Origin of the sequence: Alteromonas lipotrueae (assembly GCF_019249215.1) — a bacterium.
Taxonomy (GTDB): domain Bacteria; phylum Pseudomonadota; class Gammaproteobacteria; order Enterobacterales; family Alteromonadaceae; genus Alteromonas; species Alteromonas lipotrueae.
The window spans coordinates 1-724 of sequence record NZ_JAESDI010000041.1 but is presented as its reverse complement, the minus strand read 5'-3'; the positions used below and the strand labels follow the sequence as shown (position 1 = coordinate 724).

At 39.0% G+C, this 724-nt stretch carries 1 protein-coding gene; it reads left to right on the top strand.

What is annotated here, in order from left to right; translation table 11 throughout:
* Positions 1 to 724, top strand: a 724-nt coding sequence (locus JKP82_RS20685) for a hypothetical protein (RefSeq protein WP_218398583.1), incomplete at both ends; no start/stop codon positions are given.

Genomic DNA, 724 nt, shown 5'->3' with positions numbered 1-724 from the left:
CAACAGACTTTACTGAAAGCTTTGGGTACGATGAGCAAAACCGCCTAAAATACAGAGACCGGAAAGTTAATGGCTCTACACAAAGGCAAAATTATACCTACGATCGCCTAGGTAACTTTAAGAAAAAAGATGGACTGGGATATTACTTCTATAACGGTGCGAAAAAGAACAGGCTAGAATACGTTTACAGCGGTGCCAATAAATCGGGAACACGTTTGTATGCCTTTAGTTACGACAATAGAGGTAACATAATAACAGATGGCAATAGAACGTTTAATTATACTGCTTTCGACAAACCATACAAAATAAGTAAAGGTAGTACCGCTACCACCGAATTTTGGTATGGACATGACAGAAGTTTATACCGTCAAAAATTAACGAAATCGGGTAAAGTAACCGATACACTTTATGTTAAAGGCCTGTACGAACGCACTAAATTACCCAATGGTGTGACAGAGCATAAATACAATGTCGGTTCAGTTATTGTTACTGACAGAAGTAACGGTTCGAAAGAAACACTATATCTGCATAAAGATAACCTAGGCTCAACGGTGTCGATTACTAATGCTGGCGGAAATATTGTGCAGCATTTCTCATACGACCCATGGGGTAAGCAAACGGCATTCGGTAGCCATAGTATATTCAATACGTATTCAACACCGGGTGATAGTCACGGCTACACTGGCCATAAAATGATGAATGATATTGGTATTATTCATATGAA